Origin of the sequence: Nocardia sp. CA-290969 (assembly GCF_050936135.1) — a bacterium.
In the GTDB taxonomy this organism is placed as follows: domain Bacteria; phylum Actinomycetota; class Actinomycetes; order Mycobacteriales; family Mycobacteriaceae; genus Nocardia.
This window is the reverse complement of sequence record NZ_JBNJNJ010000001.1, coordinates 284,806-304,380: the sequence shown is the minus strand read 5'-3', so window position 1 is coordinate 304,380 and position 19,575 is coordinate 284,806. Positions and strand designations below refer to the sequence as shown.

Below are 19,575 nucleotides of genomic sequence, written 5' to 3'. Positions count from 1 at the left end.
TTCTCAAGAAACGCGCCGTACCGGCGCTTCGCTGGAGGAGGTAGGGCGGCGTGCGGGATCGAGACTGCTGCGGACCGCCCATGCCGAGAGCAGGTCACGCAGGAGCCCGGCTTCGCGTTCCGGGGTGATCAGGCCGGCTGCCTTGGCCTGACCGACAGCAGCGAACACCAGTGCAGGCCGCTGTCGTGCCATCACCCCGAGATCCCCGTTCCAGCTCCGGTAATGGGTGAGCAATTGGCCCGGGGCGCGCCCTGCGGTGGGCCAGATCTCGCCCAGCCGACGTCCCTGCAATGCCGCCGACCGGTGGCCGAGCAACAACCGGACGAACGGTTCGACCGTCGCCTCGTGCCGTTCGATCACCTCCCGCCGAGCCGGGGGCAACTGCCCGATGGGATAGAGCTGCTTCCAGGTGTCGCGCATCGCGGCCCACTGTGGATGCGGATAGAGCGCGTCACCGATCCGGGTGCTGATGAGGACCCGCAGATAGGGCATCGGATGCGGATCGTTACCGGACGGCCGGAAGACGAAGAACTTCGGCAGGCTGACCACAGCCAGAAGCCCGACGGTGGACGTGATACCGAGCGTGCCGACCGACCAGCAGTCGGCGACGATCTCACTGATCCAGCGGTACCACACATCCCAGCCACCGGCGGGATTCGCGCGCGCTGCCGCCATGATGTCGGCGCGCAGTGATTCGACAAGGTTCAGATGCGCGGCGCCTTGATGACCGACCTCGTGCACGAGTGAGGAAGCAATACCGCTGCCGATCATCCGCTCCCTGGGAATCCGAATGATCGCTACCGGGTTACTGCGACCGCCGGGCAGGCGGGTGCGAGTGCGGCGGATCGCGGCGCCCGCACCCCGGGCGAGATAGCAGATGACCGGGGTCTCACCCACTCCGGGAACCCGCACCCGCAGGGCATCCGACGCCAGCACGTCCAGCCCGGACAACCACACACCGGTACGGTGCTCGCTGCGCTGGGTGATGGTCTCCGCGAACAGGTCGAACTGAGTGAGAACATTGTTGAACGCCATTCGCACCACGACGAAACGCCGCTGCTGCTCGCCTCCGCCCGCGCCGCGCCCGGGACCGCGCAGCCAGGTCAGATAGTCGCGCACCTGTCCGCGCAGCGCCTCTCGGCTCTCGTACAGGAACCGCTCGACAGCAAGCAGTGTTCCGTAGGGTGGCATTGCGGCCGTCACCATCGTCTCGTTCAGGACGAACGGCCGGATCATGTCGAGGCGGCTCAGCAGGCCCCTGGCCTCGGCCTCGATCAGCTCGCTCGCCCGGATACCCTGATCCACGGTGGCACCGCCTCACAGCCCGATCAGGGTTACCGTGTTGCCACGGCGCACCCAGCGCCCCGACGTGGCCTGGTCCGGAGGCGCGGCGTACGGATCGGCGGACCGATCGTCCCAGCCGGAATAGTCGTAGCCGTAGCGCGGCCGATAGCCGCGACGGCGCCTGCGACCCGCCCAGCCACGTTGGCGGCCGATCAGTCCGGGCGCATAGAGCCTAGCCGCGCTGATCGCCGCGGCGCGGGCAGCCGCGCGGGGCGGCACCGAACGTGGGGTTCGAGCGGCGTTTCGATAGGTCGCGCCGGCCCACCGTACGAAACGCTGCGCCGCGAGTTCTTCCGCCTGCGCTTCACCCAGAGACGCCAGTTCTTCCTCTTCGAGCAGACTGCCGGCCATCGATCCCAATTTGGAGCCCAGGGCGGTCCCGACACCGGGCAGCACCATCGATCCCAGCGCTCCGCCAACCATCGGCAACGCGGTCTTGGCGACCCCCTTGACGATGCCGCCGAGGACTTTTCCGATCGGCGACCGGACGAATCTTCCCGCACTCCGGATAGCTCGCCGGGCGAGTTTGCCGAGAAACTCGTCGAGTTCGTCCTCGGTGCTGATCTCGAGGAGCTCGGCGACCAGTGCCGCTTCCTGTTCTTCCCCCAGTACGCTCTCCCCGACCTGGCCTGCGAACTCCCACTGCTCTTCGAGTAGCTCTTCGTCGTTCTCACCGGTGAACTCGAACAGTTCACCGACCTCTTCCGATGTAGTCATTTCGGACCGTCCGTTCATGCGTCGAGGATGATGATGTGGCGTCCGCGCCGCACCCACCGGCCGGACCGGCGCCTGCGCCGGGGGCCTCCCGCGGGGACAACCAGCCCCGGCAGGTAGCGGCGAGCAGCGAGCAGCGCCGCCCGGCGTGCCGCTCGCTGAGGTGGCAGCGACCGTGAAGCCTGCGCAGCCTGCCGCGCAGTGCTGTTGGCGAACCGTATGAAAGCGCGCGCGGTCTCGAACTGCCGGTCCTCCTCCGACAGACCCTCGACCTCGAGACCGAGTTCGAGATTGCTGCCCAGCCAAGTGCCGACGCTGCGCCCCAGCGCTCCACCCGCGCCCGGTGAGAGGTAATCGCCCACCTGCTGCCCAATCTGCGGTAACACTCGTTTAGCGGCCTGTCTCAACACGCCGCCCACCGCACGACCTGCATCGGAGGCGGCAAACCCGCGTGCAGCCGACACTGCCGAACCGATCAGGTTGCCGAGGAATCGGTCGAGCTCCTCATCACTGGTGACCTCGAGTAATCCGGCCGCCAGCGCCGATTCGGCACCGGTTTCCTCGTTCAGAGCCTCACCGAACAGCCCCGCTTCGGACGTCTCGCCTTCTTCGAAGAGTTCGCCATAGGTCTCCCCCTCCTCTTGATAGGACTCTCCCTCTTCGTAGGTCTCGTCTTCCTCTTGCTGCCCGAATTCCAATCCCCCGCCGCTGTCCTCGAACTGCTCGCCGTACACCTCCTCACCGGATTCGAAGAGGATGCGATCGATGTCGTGCATGGTTCTCCCTCTCGGTCGATACGGTTTGTGCGCTTCTACCCCTTCTCACTGCACGAACCGTGCCAACACACGACCTGCGGTTTCGCCGGCAGTGGTGCGAACTCGATTTCGCCGATTAGACCGTGATCGTCCCCGCCACCGAAGTCGGCTTCGGTACCGGAGTCGGCGGCATGATCCGCCGCAGCGATACCGGTCAGCCGCGCAGGTAACCCGGAGCGAGCCCTAGTTGGGCGCGATACTTGGCGACCGTGCGGCGCGAAACGGCGAACCCCCGGGCTCGCAATTCTTCGCAGAGTCCACGATCGCCCAATGAGGTATCCCGGCACAGCGCGGCCAGTTCAGCGCGGACCGCAACCGCGGTGCCGAAGAGATCTGCAAAGTCGATGATCGACCGATCCGGCAGGCGCAGCTTCTTACCCCACACCGCACGCGACACCGTCGACTCGTGAACGCCGACAGCAGCTGCTACAGCGGCGCGGGTCAGCGGCCGATGCGCGGTCGGCCCGCCGGCCAGAAAACCCTCCTGGTGTTCGACCGCAGCGCGAGCGATCCGCTCGAGCGCACTCGCCCGGCAGTCCAGTCTCCGCAGCATTTCGTGTGCTGCCCGCCGGTAATCCCTCAGCCACGCCACTGCCCGCGTATCCACGGCCAGTTCCCTATCGATCCCACGCACACGCAGCCCGAACCAGTGGCTGTCGTGAACCCGCACCTCGAGAGCTCCGCTCCCGGTGCGTTCCACCATGATGTCCGGTGGAACACGCACATCCGTACCGTCCACCTGCCCGGCATCGGCATAGGGTCGCAGCCGTTCGGCCACCAGGTCGAAGGCCCGCGCTGCCGCACCGGGTGAGACCGAATACAGCTCGGCTACCCGGTGACTGTCCCGGGTGGCGATCAGATCGAGATGCCGGTGAACGAGGTCGACCACCCAGTGCTCTGCACTCCCGGAAGCGACGAGGACTCGCGCCTGCGCAGCCAGCAAGCTCGCCATATCGCGCTCGCCGATACCGGGAGGACCGGCCGCGCGTAGTGCGCGGAGGCATTCGGTGACGTGCCCGAGCGGCACCCCATGCAGCGCGGCGATCTCGGCGGGTTCGCTGTCGAGTAGCCCTCGGTCGGTGAGGTGGTCGAGAACAAGCACCATCACCGGACGACAATCCGGACGGACCTCACACAGCGCCAGGGTCGTTACTTCATCGATGGGGCGTGACGCCACGTCCGGTGGCGCGAGTGGGATGCACATACATCTAGCGCACCGATCGTCACGTCGCCAGCGCCCACAACCCGGGCAGACCGATCCAGGTTCCCGTTCCAGCATGGGATTCTCGGCCAACGCACGCTCCACCACCGTTTCGACCTCGGCGTCGGTCAGCGGGAGCAACGCCAGGGTGTGCAGCAGACCTGGCACTTGCCGCAGCTCGGAGGCAATCCGCAGCTGCCGCCGCGGCGTGGTGCTACCCCCGCGCGTATCCATGAGGACACCTGATCGGACCTCGGAGACCGTGCCCTGGCGCCCACGACGCACCGGTTCTGCACATTCCCTGAGATTAGAGACCGTCCTGTCCCCGGAATGTCGCCTTTCGATCTCGTTTCTGCAGCATCGGAACCGGGACTACCGAGATACCCGATCGTCAGGCGAAGCCGACCGCGCGTTCGCCCCAGGCGGTGAGGAGGTCGCCCTCGGGATCGGGGACCACGCGGTCGACGGTGTCGATGAGCAGGGTTTCCCGGGATTCCGGGTGGTAGGGCGGCCAGTGTTTGGAACCGTCGAGCGCGGCCGGGACCCCGTGCGCGGCGAAGGCGAGCCAGCGGCGCATCATCCGGCCGGAGACCTCCATGGCCTGGCGGCGGCCACCCAGCCAGAAGGTGGGGTCGTGGTCGAAGGTGCCGAAGTTGCCGAAAACGTACGGTAGCTCGGTGGCATGACCGGCGCCGACGCGGGCGGCGCGCAGGATCGGGGTCGCGTGGTCGAACCGGTACATCCAGGTGCGCGAATGCTGGGAATGGCCGTCGGCCACCCAGAGGGCCGGCATCCGGAACGCGGCGTCGGTGGACATGGCCAGGGCTCCGCGGGGTTTGGCCAGGTCGGGGTAGACGGCGGTGATCTCCGCGACCCGTTCCGGCGACAGATCCGGGTGGCTGGCCTGCACCTGTTCGAGCATGGTGTTCACCGCTTCGGGGGTGACCGGCATGATCGGCGACCGGAACAGCCGGAACAGCGACGATTCGTCCTTGTTGGTGCCGATGATGAGCGGCACCCGGTGCGAGCGGCCGTCGCGGAACCGGTCGGTGGGGTAACCGGGCAGCAGATCCTCGTCGACCACGGGCGCCGCGGCCAGCGTGCCGGGGGCCTGCAACGGCACCTCGTCGATCAGCACCGCGGCCGCCCGCACGATCCGCTCGATCGGGCAGGTCAGCAGTTCGTCGACCCGGGACCTGGGTAGTTCCATCAGTTCGAGGAAACGGTCGGCCACCCCGGCGGCGCGTTCCCGGCCGTACACGGCGGTCGCGGGCGGACTCTGCGCGATCGCCCGATGGAACAGCCCCGCGGCCCGCGGCGCGGTGAGCAGCGCGGTGACACAACCGGCACCGGAGGACTCCCCGAACAGGGTCACATTGCCCGGGTCGCCACCGAATCCGGCGATATTGTCGCGCACCCACTCCAAGGCGGCGAGCTGGTCCAGCAGGCCCAGGTTGGGCACGAATTCGTCGCTGAGCGAGGAGAGATCCAGGAAGCCGAGCGCCCCCACCCGGTAGTTCACCGTGACGACCACGACGTCACCGGTGGCGGCCAGATTACCGCCGTCGTAGACGGCCTGCGCGGCCGAGCCGAGGCAGTACGCCCCGCCGTGCAACCACACCATCACCGGACGCGGTTCCTCGGCGGTCGAGGCCGGGGCCCAGACGTTCAGCCACAGACAGTCCTCCCCCATCGCCAGCGAACGGTCCATCGGAACGGTGTTGTCCATATCCTGCGGGGCGACCGGCCCGAAGGCGACACAGTCACGCACCCCGTCCCAGCGTTCCGGTGGCCGCGGCCGCCGGAACCGGCGTGGACCGGCCGGAGCGGCGGCATACGGAATCCCGCGCCAGACCGATACCGCCCCCTCGCGGGTACCCCGGACCGCACCGGACTCGGTCCGGGCCACCGGTGCGGACCCGTCCACCCCAGGAGTTACCTCGAAGCACTGGACATTCATCACAGACCTCCTCTACCTGTGCATTCGAGAGTACGACCGAAGTGGTTACATTTCGGTTCCGGAGGGGTCGCGTTGCGCGCCGGAAACACCGGACCGAAACGTCTCTAGAATCCTCGCCATGCCGAGTTACGAGTTCCGATGCCGCAGTTGCGGCGACACGTTCGAGGTCAACCGCCCGATGGCCCAGGCGTCTGATCCGGCGGTATGCCCCGGCGGGCACGACGACACGGTGAAACTGCTCACCACATTCGCGACGACCGGCCGCGCGGCGGCGCCGGCAGCGGTATCCGCTCCCGCCCCTACCAGCGGTGGCGGATGCTGCGGGGGCGGCTGCTGCGGCTGAACGACAGTCGGACGCCGCCCGTCGGCGAGTCGGTCGCCGGGTAGGAACCGGACGAGCGTGTTCAGTCGCCGGATTCGGGCCCGGATTCGTCGCGGCCCCGGTCGATTGCCCCCCGCCCGGTTGGCCGGTCGCTCGAGCCGGGTTCGGCGTCCGAACGATCGTGGTCGATATGCCCGAGGTCACGGCTCGGTGCGATGCGGTCGCGTACGCGTTGTTTGAGCACCGCGATCTCGGGGAAACCGCCGTCGGTTTTGCGCTCCCACACCTGCTCTCCGTCGACGGTGATGCGGAAGATCCCGCCCTCGCCGGGAATCAGGGCGACCTCACCGAGCTCGGTACCGAAGGTACTGAGCAGCTCCTGCGCCATCCAGCTCGCCCGCAACAGCCAGCGGCACTGGGTGCAGTATTCGATGGCGATACGCGGCATGGCGTGCACACTACCGGCGGGCGAGCGCGGAAGCCGGGCAAGTTCCGGGGGCGCTCAGCCGGCGATATCGCCGTCCATGTAGCACCACGCTCCGTCGACCCTGGTGAAGCGGCTCGTCTCGTGTAGCTGCCCGCGGCCACCGGGGTCGCGGTAGTGGGCCGTGAATTCCACGGTCCCGGACTGCTCGAACGGTCCGCCACCGGTCACTTCGTGGATCTCCAGGAACAACCAGCGGCGGGCGGGGTCGAGGTCCAGCCGATCCGGTCGCGTGCGGGGATGCCAGGACCGGCGCAGATATTCGGCGTCACCCAGCGCGAACGCAGTGAATCGCGAGCGCATCAATGCCTCGGCACTCGGCGCCGGGCGGCCGGCCAGCAGCGGGCCACAACATTCGGCGAAGGTTTCGCCGCGCCGGCAGGGGCAGGGCTTCGAATCGTCCACACCCGCGATTCTGCGCGAACCGCCCACACCGCTCCCGACGCCCCCGCTACCGAGTCCGGCCTCGACGAACCGGCTCGGCTGTCCGCCACCCCGGCTGCGCCCAGGAGCCCGGTGCCGGCCAGACCCGTCGCCACCATCTCGCCCGTCCGCGCTCGCGCGGCCTCGGCGGGGGCCGATTCTCCTGCCGGCAGTGCACCCTCCGGCTCCACCGCGGTGGCCGCGACCGCGGCAGCGATTCAGAAGGTGCTCTGGTCGATGCGGTAGCGGTGGGCGTGGCACGGCATACTCGCTGCTCCCGCCGGTGGCTGGGTCGGCATCCGCCGCGCATGGCCCGCTCCGCGGCTGCGACACCGCTGGTATCGGCAACCTCGACTGCCCCGCTCGACGGCAACATCCGAGCTCGGCCGGGTGGCCGTCGGCCGCACGGTTCGGCAGTAAGCGACCGGTCGTTTCTCGGGATGCCGGGTCAGCGACGGACCGCGGCGAGTTCGGCGGCGGCGCGGGCGGTGTCCTCGCGCCAGCGCCGCAGCTCGGTGACGGCCGGAGCCAGTTCGTAATCGTGGTGGTGCGCGGCATGTGAGAGGGCGGTCCACAGAGCGGCCACCCGCGCCGCGGTCGGTGGGTCCGCGATCACCCCGAGGGCGAGGAGCTGGGCGCGCATCGGGCAGCGCGCGAGAGCCGGTTCGGTGCGGGCCCACAGGTCGTCCACCGATTGTTCGAGCGCGATCCGCAGAATCCACGCGGTAGCCCGCGACCATACGGCGCCCGCGGCCGGGATCGAGCCATTCAGCAATTGGTCCACGACCGCCAGCCGTTCGTCCACCGTGGGCCGCGGTCCCGGCGGATCCGCGGGGCGGTCGTAGGCCGCCGATCCGCTCCGCCGCCGGTCGCCGGCCTTGCCCCGACGCTCCGGCCCGCGTATCCGCCGGCGCCGGACACCGGCGCGCCGCGGCGCAGGTTCCGCGAGTGCGGGTTCCCCAGGTGCGGAGCGCGCGTCGCCGGCCGAGGCCGGATTACCGGGACGCCCGGATCCCGGGTAAGCCGGGCTCGCCGCACTGATATCGGCAGGGCCCCGATCCCGGGCACGCCCGGATTCCGGGTGCGGCGGAAGCGCGGCACCGGCGCCGGCCACGTCCGGAGAACCGACGCCGCCGGATTCCTGGGGCGCGGCAGTGGTACCGGCCGAGTCGGGATCACCCGCACGCCCGGATTCCGAGTGCACCGTGCGCGCGGCACTGGTAACGGCCCTGTCCCGATCCACCGCAGGTCCGGATTCCGAGTGTGGCAGGGGCGCGCCACTGATATCGGCAGGGCCCCCATCTCCCGCACGTCCGGACTCCGGGTGCGGCGGGCGCGCGGCACTGCCGCCGGCCGGCTCCGGATCACCGACACCTCCGTATTCGGGGTGCGCGCGGCCGGTGCGGGCGGGGTATCGATCGCCGGTGGGTGCGGACTCCAGGCGTTCGCGGCGGGCACCGCCTGTGCTCGACGGGTCCGGGTCGGGTAGTGGGACCGGACTCATCGGGCCAGCCAGTCGACGAAGCGTTCGGTATCGGCGATCAGGTCGGCGAGATCGCGCGCGATGGGGATATGGGCGCCCGCGGTGGCGTCGCGTACCACCTCGACCGCCCATCGTCCCTCTTTGGCCAGCCGTTTGTTGAGGTCCTCGATCCGGCGGCCGGGGCCCAGTACCGCGAGGGTGACCATGGCGCGGGTGGATTGGGCGGTATCGATCCGCCGCTGCACCTCGCGATGATCCATACCGGCGGCGAGCAGATCCCGTTTGGCCCGGGCCAGGCCGGCCGCTTCGAGAGCGGACCGGCAACAGCTCGCGACCAGTTCGTCGGCAATGGCCCGCGGTAATTGCGGGGTACGCAGCAGCGCGCGGGCATCGTCGAGATACCGGTGGACCGGGTCGCTGGAGAGGCGGATCTCCACGACCGAACGTTCCCGGCGCTGCACTTCGAGGATGCGGGCGTCGATCCGCATCCGGCGTACGGCCTCGGCGAGGCGGTCGTCATGGGTGAAGACCACGACCTGCCGGTCCCAGGCGACCGTCGCCAGCACCCGGGCCAAGCCGTCGACCTTGGCCGGGTCCATCGCCTGCACGGGGTCGTCGATCACCACGAACCGGAACGGGCTCGCGGAGACCGTGGCCCGGGGCAGGAAGAGCGACAGGCCCAGCGCGTGCAACTCGCCCTGGCTCATCACCCCGAGCGCGGCCCCGTCCACCTCGTCCACGGTGACGTCGAGTTGCACCCGGCGGGCGGTGTTCGCGTTGCCCTGCAGCCGGATTCCGCCGAGTTCCACATTGCTCTGCTGGCGCAGGCTCTGCCAGACCCAGCGGGCGGTACCGGCCAGCGGGGCCAGCCGTTCGTCGCGGACGCGGGCGGTCGCGGATTTCACCCAGTCCTCGGCGGCACGGAGGGTATCCAGCTCGGTTGTCCGGGCGGCCACCGAGCCGGCGAGGTCGAGCCAAGCGCGCAGGCGGGGGGCCAGCGGCGCCCACGCTTGTTCGAGGCGGTCGAGTTCCTTCGCGGCGCGCTGTCGCAGGAAATCCAGTTCGGTGGTCAACCGGTCGTGGGCGGTGCCGAGCCGGTCCGGTGCCGGATGCTCGGATTCGGCCAGCCGGGCCCATTTCGCCCAGGCGTCGCGTAGTGCGCCGGTATCGAGGTAGGCCGGTTGGGCGGCGGCCAATTCCGTGGGGGGCGGCCCGATCGCGGCGCGTATTTCGGCGAGGACGGCGGTCCGTTCCGCGCGGGCGTGCCGCAAGGCCGCGGTGCGCTCGGACAATTCGGTGATCGCGGTGGCGGTATCGGTCGTCCACTGCCCATCCAGTACGCCACGGCCGCAGACCGGGCACGGGCATGCGCCGGTCTGCGCGGCAGCGGGCTCCGGCGTCCGGCCGACTTCCGCGATACGGTCGCCGGCCGGGGTGGTGGCACTGTCTTGTTCGGCGACATGGGAATACGCGATCCGCAACAGCTCGAGTATGCGCAGGTCGGCGACCGATTCCGGTACCGTCGCCGCCGATACCGCGGCCTGCGCCGCACGCAGCCGCCCGAGCAGCGTGGCCATCCGCGCCGGGGAGGGCAGTTCGAGCGCGAGCACGGTACGCAGGGCCGCCGGTTCCCGGCCGCCGGTGGTATCGGCCAGCAGTTGCGCCAGCTCGCCGAGATCGGGGTCGGGGTGACGCAGGATCCGTTCGGCGTGCCGCGCCCGCCGATCGGCGACTCCCGCCAGTTCGGCCAGCAGCGCCGGCCGCTCGCGCCGCATCGCCCGGGCCGCACTTTCCAGTGCCAGGCGCCGGGAGCGGATCGCTTCGTGCGCGGCGATCAGTTCGTCCAGTCCGAGCAACTGGTGCAGCGCATCGAACAGCTCGCTGGGTTTCCCGTCGACCAGCGCGCCGAGTTCGCTGTAGGACAGGAACGGCCGGTACAGCTCCATCGGCAGGGCCCACTCGCGGTACGGGAAGGCTGTGCCGGGCGCGCCGTCGCGGTGCTGGGTCCAGCTACCGCCGGTGAGCGGCTCGCCGGGCAGCCATTCGCGGGCAACCGTCACCTCCGGGTGCGGGCCGTCGGTGTGCAACTCCAATTCGATCCGGACCGGATCGGACCGATGCAGATTGCGCCAGCCCTCCCGCCACGCGGCCGAACGGCCGTCCCAGCGCCGATTCGCCCCGGTGAGCGCGAGTTCGGCGGCCTCCGCGAAACTCGATTTCCCGCTGCCGTTGCGCCCGGTGACGAGGGTGAGACCGGGCCCGGCCGGCAGTTCCAGCACGGCTTCGGGGCCGATCCCCCGGAAACCCTCGACACGGACGGCTCGCAGGAAGATCCCGCCGTGCTCGAAAGGTGTCTCGCCGGCGGCCGCCGGTGTGGCGAGGGCCGCCCGGATCACCGTGGCGACTTCACTCGGCAGGTCGGGTTCCGACTCCAGCTGCCGTAGCAGCAGCGCACCCGGCCGCGCGGGAGACTCCCGGGATTTCTCACGCACAGGTTCCACGAATTTCTCCACCCCCTTCGAGATCACACGCGCACCCCGGCCCCTGGTGTGATCGAACGATCGAAAGCTTTGCCGAACGCTACCCGATGGCAACCCGATCGGACAGCTCGCGGCGGAACCGGCGTCCGGGACACGGACGGTCCGCACGCAGGGGCGGGCGGGATGGTCGAACCTGCCCGCGGGGATGGGATCTGGTCATCGGCCGATCCGGAACGGAGGCCGATGGCCACCCCTCGCCAACCCCGTCGGGCAGCTCGTTGGTGTTGCACCCTCGAGGGCGGCTCGGTCTGGCCGAACAGAACAGAATGCCAGAGGTCCGGCAGATTCGCAAGTGAAGGAAGGCGCGAATACCTCTCGGCGACAACCTCTTCCGATACCGCCGCAGACGCCGCCCGGCCGGTGTCGGTGGGGTGCGATAGAACTCTTGCGACCGAGAAACGGGGCACGATGACCGAACGATATGGGATCACCGGATGACACAGCGGTGGTCGGAGAACCAGGTGACAGCACTCGCCCCGGATGCGAGTTCACTCACCGCCGCACGCAAACTCGCCGGGAAATGGTCCGGCACCGGATGGTGCGATACCGCGCTCTGGGGGTTGTGCGCGGGCAGCGGAAAGACGCCTTACCAGACGATCGTCGACCTGTCCGGGCCGGCGTTCCGATGTTCCTGCCCGAGCCGGAAATTCCCGTGCAAACACGCACTGTCGCTGCTGCTGCTGTGGGCCGGGGGCACGGTCGGTGAAACCGCCGAAACGGCCGATTTCGCCGCCGAGTGGATCGGCCGCCGCGTCGAGAAGGCGGCGGCGCCCAGGAAGAACCGGGCGCCGAGCGCGGCCGCGACGCAACAGCGGCACGAGCGGGTCGCGGCCGGGGCGGCCGAACTCGATACCTGGCTGGCCGATCAGATCCGCACCGGATTGGCTCAGACGGATCGGTCGCCGGCCGCGTTCGAAGCCGTCGCCGCCCGGATGGTCGACGCCCAAGCTCCAGGCGTCGCGACCGCACTGCGCCGGTTGCCGGCGGCGGTGATCGGGCGGTCGAACTGGCCGGAGGTGGTACTGGGCCGGTTCGCCTGGCTGCGGCTACTGCTCGCCGCATATACGAAACTGGATGCGCTGGCGGAGCCGCTCGCCGCCACGGTGCGTGCGCATATCGGTTACCCCGTCACGGCCGAAGCCGCACTCGCCGAACCCGCGGTACGCGACCGGTGGGTCACCCTGGGCATGCGGACCAGCGAAGAAGACCGGTTGCACACCCGCCTCAGCTGGCTGTACGGAGTGCGCACCGGCCGCTGGGCGCTGCTGATCGACCATTCGCACGGGTCACCGGTCTTCTCCGCCCAAGTGCCACCGATCGGCCTGGTGGCGGAAACGGATCTGCACTTCTATCCGGGGGCCGCTCCCCTGCGGGCACTGGCCGGTGCGGCCGGTTCCGGTGCGGCCGCACCGGATACGGGCGGGGTCGCGGCCACCTCCGGCGCCGGCACCATCGCCGATGCGCTGCATGCCTTCAGCGCGGCCGCCGCGGCCGATCCGTGGCTGGAATCGTGGCCGGTGCTGCTGCGCGCCGTCGTACCGACCCGGACGGGCGCCGATTGGCTGCTCGCCGAACCCGACGGCACCGCGATACCGCTGGTGGAACCCGCCCGGCCATGGCGATTGCTCGCTTTCTCCGGCGGCCGGCCGGTCACGGTCTTCGGGCTGTGGAACGGCCGCCGGCTGGAAGCTGTTTCGGTGCTGGCCGACGGCGAATTCCACGATGCCGGCCCGGTGGCCGACGCCACCCACACCGCCGTCACCGCCGGCCCGGAAGCAGCCTCGATCGCACTGCTCGGTACCGGCCGCGGCGGCGCCGCACTGCCGCCGCTGCCCGAAGCGGTCGCCGCGGCGGCCGCCGCCCTGCCCGGCACGGACGCCGCACAGCGGCTGCTCGAAGCCACCGCACTGGAAATGGCCTGGGCGCGCGGCGGATATCTACCCGTCCACGCCGACCTGCCGGCCGCGCCCGCAGCCGAGGATCCGCGGCCGCTGCTGCCCGCCGCCGCGGCCGACCGGTTGGCGTCGCTGATCGATTCGCAGCCGGAATATCTCGCGGAATGGTTCGCCGCCGCCGAACCGCACGATTTCCGCGCGCCGGATCGCCTGGTCGGCCAACTGCTCGAATTCGCTGCCCGCGACGGCGAGCTCCGCGAGGCGGCGTTACGGCTCGCGGGTACTCGGGGCCGCTGGCTGGCCGAATGGTTTCCCCGCTGGCATCCGCTGGTCCGCCGCGATACCGCGCAACCGGAGCCGAGCGCCGACACCTGGCGGCTGGGATTACCGCCGGAGCGGATCCAGTGGCTGGCCGCCCTCCGCCGGCGCGACCCCGCGGCCGCCCGCGAAACGCTCGAGGCCGCCTGGCCGCGGGAGTCGGGCGCACCGAAGGCCGATCTGCTGGCCGTACTGGCCGACGGCCTCGGCCCCGCCGACGAGGATCTGCTCGAACGTGCGCTGCGGGATCGCCGTGGCGAGGTACGGCGCACCGCCGCGGGGTTACTGGCCCGGCTACCGGATTCGGCGTTCACCGCCCGGATGTCCGAACGGGCCACCGCGTGGCTGAAATGCGCACGTACCGGTGCGGACGAGGCGCCCGAACTGATCGTGGACATCCCGGAAACGCTGGACGAGGCCGCCGTCCGCGACGGATTCACCGATGGCACCGCCGAATTCGGCTACCGCTGGAACGGACAGCCCGACCGGACCGCGGCCCGGCTGCGCCGGCTCGTCGCGACCCTGCCGCTCGGGTACTGGTCGGGCCCGCTGGGTTCCCCGCGGCAGTCCGTCGCTGCGCGGGTCGAGGACCGGTTCCGTCAGCCGCTGTTCGACGGCTGGATGGACGCGGCGCTGGTGCGGCGTGATATCGAGTGGGCCGCGGCGCTGTTCGCGGTGGGTACCCCCTCGAACTCGGCCATACTCCGGCGGCGGGAACTGTTCGCATTGCTACCGGCGGCGGAACAGGCACGTCACCTGCTGCGCCTGGATGCCTCCTGGCTGTCGGAGATCGAATCCCTGCTGCCCGCGGTGGCCCGGCCCTGGCCGGACGAGGTGGCCCGGCACCTCCTGCATCTGTTCGAGGAACGGGCCCGCACCGCCACGCGCCGGCCGGGCGCACCCGGCACCCGGCCGGCCGCGCACCGTTCACTGCTGCACACGGCCGCCTGCCATATGCCACCCGCTTGTGCGCACGCGGCCGAAACCCTGGCGAGCCGCTGCGAGGACGGCGACTGGACGGCCGCGCTGAACCTGCTCGCCCACCAACTCCACCAACGATCCGCAATGCTCGAGGAGCTCACGTGACCACCACCGAATCCGCCCCCGCCGCGCCGCTGCTGCGCCCGCACGCCGAACAGTCCTTCGCCGGTGAATTGAGCGCGCTGGCCGCCGCCGACGACCGGCCCCGCCCGCCCTCGTGGAAACTGTCCCCGTGGGCGGTGGTGACCTACCTGCTGGGCGGCACCCTGGACGACGGCACGGTGATCACGCCGAAGTACGTCGGCCCCCGCCGGCTCATGGAGGTCGCGGTCGCCACCCTCGCCACCGATCGGGCCCTGCTCCTGCTCGGCGTGCCCGGAACTGCGAAAACCTGGGTTTCCGAACACCTTTCGGCCGCGATCAGCGGTTCTTCCACGCTGCTGGTACAGGGCACCTCGGGTACGGCGGAGGAGGCCGTCCGGTACGGCTGGAACTACGCCAGGCTGCTCGCCGAGGGTCCCAGCGACGCCGCCCTCGTACCCTCCCCGGTGCTCAACGCCATGCGCACCGGGGCCATCGCCCGGCTCGAGGAGCTCACCCGGATCCCCTCCGATGTGCAGGACGCGCTGATCACCATCCTGTCGGAGAAAACCCTCCCGATCCCCGAACTCGGCGCCGAAGTGCAGGCAGCGAAGGGTTTCAACATCATCGCCACCGCCAACGACCGCGACCGCGGGGTGAACGAACTGTCCTCGGCCCTGCGCCGCCGGTTCAACACCGTGGTCCTGCCGCTACCGGGCAGCGAGGCCGAGGAGATCGATATCGTCACCCGCCGGGTCGAGCAACTGGGTTCGGCGCTGGAGTTGCCCGAGGTACCGGCGGCCGCCGAGGAAGTGCGCCGCGTGGTGCGGATCTTCCGGGAACTGCGCGCGGGTATCACCGCCGACGGCCGGACCAAACTCAAGTCCCCGTCGGGCACGCTGTCCACCGCCGAAGCCATCTCGGTGATCACCAACGGGATGGCGCTGTCGGCGCATTTCGGTGACGGTGTGCTGCGGGCCGGCGATATCGCGGGTGCCGTCGTCGGTTCGGTGATCAAGGACCCGGTGGCCGACGCGGTGGTGTGGACGGAATACCTCGAGGCCGTGGTCCGCGAACGCGACGAATGGTCCGATTTCTACCGCGCCTGCCGGGAGCTCACGGCATGAGTGCGTCAGGCCCGGAGGCGGTAGCGCAGCGTCACCACGCAGGGCCCGCACCCATGCCGGGTCGACAGAGCACGAGCGGTTCCGGCGACGGCGAGACCCGGGTCTACGGAATCCGGCATCACGGTCCGGGTTCGGCGCGCTCGCTGCGGCTGGCGCTGGAGGAGTTCCGGCCGGATATGGTCCTGATCGAAGGGCCGGCGGATGCCGACCCGCTGGTCACCCATGTCGCCGCCGACACCATGGCGCCACCCGTCGCACTGCTGGGCTATGTCGCCGACGAACCGGCGCGCGCGGCGTTCTGGCCGTATGCCGAGTTCTCGCCGGAATGGCAGGCCCTGCGCTACGCCGTCGGCAACGGTATCCCCGTCCGGTTCTGCGATCTCCCGGCCTCGACGGTCCTGGCCGCCGACGACACCGGCGGCGGCCGGGACGCGCTGGCCGAACTCGCCGCCGCCGGCGGCTACGACGACGCCGAACGCTGGTGGGACGCGGTCGTCGAATCGAGCACGGACGCCGGGACATTCCCCGCGATCACCGAAGCCATGGCGGCGTTACGCGAAACCGCCGTCATGGCGCCCCTTTCCGACGACCCGGAGGAACCTGCAGCGGGCCGCCAGGCGCCCGGCTCGACAGACTTCGCCGATCCCCCATCCCGGGAAACGGGTACCGCGGCCGGGCCCGCCGCCCGCGGACCGGGTGAATTACCCAGCCCGGGCGGTGTACCCGCCGACCCGCCATCCGGGGGGTCGTCCGCCCCCGCGAGCCCCACCGCCGGCAGTGCGGGCGATGCTGCCGGTACCGGTCCGCGGAGTGCAGCCGCAGCCGGCGATACCACCGCAGCCGATTCCGGTAATGCCACCGCACCCGGTTCCGGTAATGCCACCGCACCCGGTTCCGGCGGGGTGGCCGGCGGTGGCGCGGAGGACGGCGGTGGCGAGCCGGGCGAAATCCCGCTGGATCCGTTGGTCATCGATCGGCATACGCTCATCCGTGAAGCGCATATGCGGCAGGTGCTGCGCCGGGCGCGCAAGGACGGGGCGCGGCGGATCGCGGTGGTTTGCGGCGCCTGGCACGCACCGGCCTTATGCGACCCCCTCGGCCCCGCAAACGCCGATCAGGCTCTGTTGAAAGGGCTTCCGAAGGTCAAGGCCGGTCTCACCTGGGTGCCGTGGACGCATTCGCGGCTGGCCGCGGCCACGGGCTATGGGGCCGGAGTCACCTCCCCCGGCTGGTACCACCACCTGTTCAGCGAGACCGAACAGCCGATCGCGTCCTGGCTCACCAAGGTTGCGGGGCTGCTGCGCCGCCACGATCTGCCGGTGTCCAGTGCCCATATCATCGAGGCCGTCCGGCTGGCCCAGACCCTCGCCGCGCTGCGCGGCCGGCCGCTGGCCGGGCTGTCCGAGGTCACCGAGGCGACCCGCGCGGTGCTGTGCGAGGGCGACGACACCGTGCTGCGGCTCGTCGGCGAGGAACTCGTCGTGGGTGAAGCGCTCGGGACCGTTCCGGCCGAAACCCCGACTGTGCCGCTGGAAGCCGACCTGCGCGCCCAAGCCCGGACGTTGCGCCTGAAACAAGAGGCCCTCGCCCGCACGCTGGACCTGGATTTGCGCAAAGACCGCGATATCGCCAAATCGCAGTTGCTGCACCGGCTGCGGCTGCTCGGGGTGGATTGGGGTGTCCCCGGGCACGATTCGGTCCAGTCCACCGGCACCTTCCGGGAGACCTGGGAATTGCGCTGGGAACCGGAGTTCGCGGTCCGGGTGATCGAAGCGGCCCGCTGGGGTACCACCGTGCAGGCGGCCGCCGAGGCCAAGCTCCTCGATACCGCCGGCCGCGACGGCAGCGGTGTCGCCGAACTCACCGACGCCCTGGAATTCGCACTGCTGGCCGATCTCCCGGGCGCCCTGGACGGTCTCATCGACCGCCTCGGCTCCGCGGCCGCGATCGATCACGACATCACCCATCTGCTCGCCGCCCTGCCCGGTGTGCTGCGCACGCTGCGCTACGGCGATGTCCGCGGCACCGATACGCCGGCCCTGGCGCGGGTCGCCGACAATATGCTCGTGCGGATCTGCGCCGGCCTCCCTGCGGCGGTCACCGGCCTGGGCGACGATACCGCCGCGGCGCTGCGCACCCAGCTCGATACCGTCACCGCCGCGATACACACCCGCGACCACGCCGGCTCCACCGACCAGTGGCTCGCCGCGCTGGACCGGCTGGCCGACCGCCCGGATATCCACGGCCTGCTGACCGGGCGGGTGGTCCGGTTGCTCTGTGACGCCGGCCGATTCGATACCGAGGAGGCGGCCCGCCGGCTGGCGGCGGCGCTTTCGATCGGCAACACCGCGGCCGCCAAGGCCGCGTGGGTCGACGGTTTCGTCGGCGGCCGGGGCCTGGTGCTGGTGCACGACCGGGCATTGCTGCGCCTGATCGACAACTGGCTCGCCGGACTGTCCGGCGAGCAATTCATGGAAGTGGTGCCGCTGCTGCGCCGCACCTTCGGGGCGTTCGAATCCGGTGAGCGCCGGGCCATCGGCTCGGCGGTCCGCGACCGCGACCCGGCCCGCCCGGCCGCCGCCACCGACACCGATCCCGTACGCGGTGGACTCGTCCTGCGGGCTGTCGCCGACATCCTGGGGGTACCAGCGTGAACAACACTGCACGACAAGCGGTTCCGGAGCAGGAGCGGCTGCGCCGCTGGCGGCTCGTTCTCGGCTCCGCCGCCGAACCCGCGCTCGGCGGCCTCGGCGGCGCCGATGATTCGGCCGTCGACAAGGCCCTGGCCGCAGTCTATGACGTAGGTAGCGGGCGGTCGGGCGGTGACCGCTCCGGTGGTCTGGGTGGGTCCGCGCCGCGGGTGGCGCGCTGGCTCGGCGATATCCGCACCTATTTCCCGTCGACGGTGGTCGAGGTGATGCAGCGTGATGCGGTGGACCGGCTCAACCTCACCCAGTTGCTGCTCGAACCCGAACTGATGGAGGCCGTCGAACCCGATGTCCACCTGGTCGGCACGCTGCTCAGCCTGAACCGGGTGATCCCGGAGACCACCAAATCGACGGCCCGGATGGTCGTCGGCAAGGTGGTGAAGGAGATCGAGGAACGGATCGCCACCCGCACGGTCGCCGCCGTGAGCGGGGCACTGAACCGGGCCACCCGGACCGCGCGGCCCAAACCCCGCGATATCGACTTCGACCGCACCATCCGCAAGAACCTCGCCAACTACCTGCCCGAACAGCGCACCATCATCGCCGAGCACCTGGTGGGGTACGGCCGGCGCGCCCAGGCGGTGCACCGCGATGTGATCCTGGCGATCGATCAATCCGGTTCGATGGCCTCGAGCGTGGTGTACTCCTCGGTGTTCGGCGCGGTGCTGGCATCCATGCGGTCGCTGCGCACGTCGCTGGTGGTCTTCGATACCGAGGTCGTCGATCTCACCGAGAAACTCGCCGACCCGGTGGACGTCCTGTTCGGCACCCAGCTCGGCGGCGGCACCTACATCAACCGGGCCATCGCCTACTGTCAGTCGCTCATCACCCGGCCCGCCGACAGCCTGTTCTTCCTCATCTCCGACCTGTACGAAGGTGGCGTCCGGGAGGAAATGCTGCGCCGGATCAACACCATGAAGGAAGCCGGGGTACAGGTGGTGGTGCTGCTGGCGCTCTCCGACGACGGCGCCCCCTCCTACGATCGCGAGAACGCCGCCGCGCTGGCCGCGCTCGGCGTCCCCGCGTTCGCCTGCACCCCGGACCGTTTCCCGGACCTGCTCGCCGAAGCCCTGAACCGCGGCGACCTCCGGCACTGGGGCACCGACCGGCAGTGACGCCGGCGGTCGCACCGACTGTTCGACGAGCCGGTACCGGCCGGGCACGATGCCCGGCCGGTAC

14 protein-coding genes are annotated in these 19,575 nt (G+C 70.4%); 5 read left to right on the top strand and 9 right to left on the bottom strand.

The features are described from left to right. Positions 1–3: 3 nt before the first annotated feature. The 5 genes from ACQEVO_RS01495 to ACQEVO_RS01475 all read right to left on the bottom strand — a co-directional run bounded on the left by ACQEVO_RS01495 (position 4) and on the right by ACQEVO_RS01475 (position 6,034). Positions 4–1,305, bottom strand: coding sequence for a hypothetical protein (locus ACQEVO_RS01495; RefSeq protein ID WP_432908018.1), 1,302 nt, complete (start codon positions 1,303–1,305; stop codon positions 4–6). Positions 1,306–1,317: 12 nt separating this feature from the next. Beyond that, positions 1,318–2,061, bottom strand: coding sequence for a hypothetical protein (locus ACQEVO_RS01490; RefSeq protein WP_432908015.1), 744 nt, complete (start codon positions 2,059–2,061; stop codon positions 1,318–1,320). Positions 2,062–2,075: 14 nt separating this feature from the next. Then, positions 2,076–2,834 carry a hypothetical protein gene (locus ACQEVO_RS01485; RefSeq protein WP_432908012.1) on the bottom strand — a complete coding sequence of 253 codons (759 nt, stop codon included), beginning with the start codon at positions 2,832–2,834 and terminating at the stop codon, positions 2,076–2,078. Between the two features lie 193 nt (positions 2,835–3,027). Beyond that, entirely contained in the window at positions 3,028–4,308 is a 1,281-nt protein-coding gene (locus tag ACQEVO_RS01480; RefSeq protein WP_432908009.1) for a hypothetical protein, read from the bottom strand. 157 nt (positions 4,309–4,465) lie between these two features. After that, the gene (locus tag ACQEVO_RS01475; protein WP_432908006.1) at positions 4,466–6,034 is read right to left on the bottom strand and encodes a carboxylesterase/lipase family protein; all 1,569 of its coding nucleotides are present in this window, start codon (positions 6,032–6,034) and stop codon (positions 4,466–4,468) included. A gap of 118 nt (positions 6,035–6,152) precedes the next feature. Here ACQEVO_RS01475 and ACQEVO_RS01470 point away from each other — a divergent pair, with 118 nt between their 5' ends. Beyond that, positions 6,153–6,377, top strand: a complete 225-nt coding sequence (locus ACQEVO_RS01470) for an FmdB family zinc ribbon protein (protein WP_432908003.1) — start codon at positions 6,153–6,155, stop codon at positions 6,375–6,377. A 61-nt stretch (positions 6,378–6,438) separates the two neighbouring features. Here the strand turns inward: ACQEVO_RS01470 and ACQEVO_RS01465 are convergent, their stop codons facing one another. The 4 genes from ACQEVO_RS01465 to ACQEVO_RS01450 form a co-directional block, all read right to left on the bottom strand. Continuing rightward, the gene (locus ACQEVO_RS01465) at positions 6,439–6,804 is read right to left on the bottom strand and encodes a SelT/SelW/SelH family protein (RefSeq protein WP_432908001.1); all 366 of its coding nucleotides are present in this window, start codon (positions 6,802–6,804) and stop codon (positions 6,439–6,441) included. A 54-nt stretch (positions 6,805–6,858) separates the two neighbouring features. Further along, positions 6,859–7,254: a YchJ family protein gene (locus tag ACQEVO_RS01460; protein WP_432922224.1), complete on the bottom strand. Its 396-nt coding sequence runs from the start codon at positions 7,252–7,254 to the stop codon at positions 6,859–6,861. Positions 7,255–7,711: 457 nt separating this feature from the next. Further along, on the bottom strand, positions 7,712–8,068 hold the full coding sequence (locus tag ACQEVO_RS01455) for a hypothetical protein (protein ID WP_432907998.1): 357 nt from the start codon (positions 8,066–8,068) through the stop codon (positions 7,712–7,714). Between the two features lie 695 nt (positions 8,069–8,763). Then, the gene (locus ACQEVO_RS01450; protein WP_432907996.1) at positions 8,764–11,274 is read right to left on the bottom strand and encodes an AAA family ATPase; all 2,511 of its coding nucleotides are present in this window, start codon (positions 11,272–11,274) and stop codon (positions 8,764–8,766) included. A 446-nt stretch (positions 11,275–11,720) separates the two neighbouring features. Between ACQEVO_RS01450 and ACQEVO_RS01445 the strand changes: the two genes are divergently transcribed. The 4 genes from ACQEVO_RS01445 to ACQEVO_RS01430 are packed head-to-tail and all read left to right on the top strand — an operon-like array spanning position 11,721 to position 19,511. After that, on the top strand, positions 11,721–14,585 hold the full coding sequence (locus tag ACQEVO_RS01445; RefSeq protein WP_432907987.1) for an SWIM zinc finger family protein: 2,865 nt from the start codon (positions 11,721–11,723) through the stop codon (positions 14,583–14,585). Next, complete coding sequence (locus ACQEVO_RS01440; RefSeq protein ID WP_432907974.1) at positions 14,582–15,688, top strand: ATP-binding protein; 1,107 nt, start codon at positions 14,582–14,584, stop codon at positions 15,686–15,688. The genes ACQEVO_RS01445 and ACQEVO_RS01440 overlap by 4 nt, the downstream gene beginning before the upstream one ends. A 53-nt stretch (positions 15,689–15,741) precedes the next feature. Beyond that, entirely contained in the window at positions 15,742–18,342 is a 2,601-nt protein-coding gene (locus tag ACQEVO_RS01435) for a DUF5682 family protein (protein ID WP_432922221.1), read from the top strand. Beyond that, entirely contained in the window at positions 18,339–19,511 is a 1,173-nt protein-coding gene (locus ACQEVO_RS01430) for a VWA domain-containing protein (protein WP_432907971.1), read from the top strand. Before ACQEVO_RS01435 ends, ACQEVO_RS01430 begins: the two co-directional genes overlap by 4 nt. The last annotated feature ends 64 nt before the right edge of the window (positions 19,512–19,575 follow it).

Bases quoted from the DNA above. Each gene is read 5' to 3' on its own strand.
- ACQEVO_RS01480 (WP_432908009.1), bottom strand. From the start codon at position 4,308: ATGGATACGCGCGGGGGTAGCACCACGCCGCGGCGGCAGCTGCGGATT.
- ACQEVO_RS01485 (WP_432908012.1), bottom strand. From the start codon at position 2,834: ATGCACGACATCGATCGCATCCTCTTCGAATCCGGTGAGGAGGTGTAC.
- ACQEVO_RS01470 (WP_432908003.1), top strand. From the start codon at position 6,153: ATGCCGAGTTACGAGTTCCGATGCCGCAGTTGCGGCGACACGTTCGAG.
- ACQEVO_RS01435 (WP_432922221.1), top strand. From the start codon at position 15,742: ATGCCGGGTCGACAGAGCACGAGCGGTTCCGGCGACGGCGAGACCCGG.
- ACQEVO_RS01490 (WP_432908015.1), bottom strand. From the start codon at position 2,061: ATGACTACATCGGAAGAGGTCGGTGAACTGTTCGAGTTCACCGGTGAG.
- ACQEVO_RS01465 (WP_432908001.1), bottom strand. From the start codon at position 6,804: ATGCCGCGTATCGCCATCGAATACTGCACCCAGTGCCGCTGGCTGTTG.
- ACQEVO_RS01475 (WP_432908006.1), bottom strand. From the start codon at position 6,034: ATGAATGTCCAGTGCTTCGAGGTAACTCCTGGGGTGGACGGGTCCGCA.
- ACQEVO_RS01445 (WP_432907987.1), top strand. From the start codon at position 11,721: ATGACACAGCGGTGGTCGGAGAACCAGGTGACAGCACTCGCCCCGGAT.